We start from the raw sequence: 398 nt of genomic DNA, 5'->3' as shown, positions 1-398 counted from the left end.
AAGAACAATAATGCGATTAAAAAAGTAATAAATCCAAATAAAGCGGCTAAATAAATTGTGATTTGGCTGATTGAGTCGGCACCGGATAAATAAACGTAGCTTGTTTTTTGGAGAAAAAAATTAGCCAGTGCGACAATTCCTGCTAACAGGCCGGGAACCATAAACCATCGCAGTGATTGCGTCTGTGCCTCTGTTTTTGTTTCTTTTGCTTGAAGGATAATTCGATTATGGTCAATTCTTGCCTGGATCTTGTCTCCGCCATCCAAATATAATTTATCAAAAGCTTTTTTTGGAATCGAGATATTTATCTGCTCGTTTTTATTCATTACTTAATTCTAATTCAATTAACGAATTCCTATAATCTCAATTATTTCTGCAGATGGCGTAAAATATTTGCA

Annotated in this window: 1 pseudogene; it reads right to left on the bottom strand. The window is 34.4% G+C overall.

The features are described from left to right. Positions 1-326, bottom strand: a pseudogene (locus KH893_RS12760) (AbrB/MazE/SpoVT family DNA-binding domain-containing protein); the annotation flags it as partial. Positions 327-398: the final 72 nt, after the last annotated feature.

The sequence above is a fragment of the Liquorilactobacillus sicerae genome, assembly GCF_029916425.1.
Lineage (GTDB): Bacteria > Bacillota > Bacilli > Lactobacillales > Lactobacillaceae > Liquorilactobacillus > Liquorilactobacillus sicerae.
Note: the sequence above shows the minus strand (reverse complement) of the source record. Positions and strands in the feature narration are given on the sequence as shown.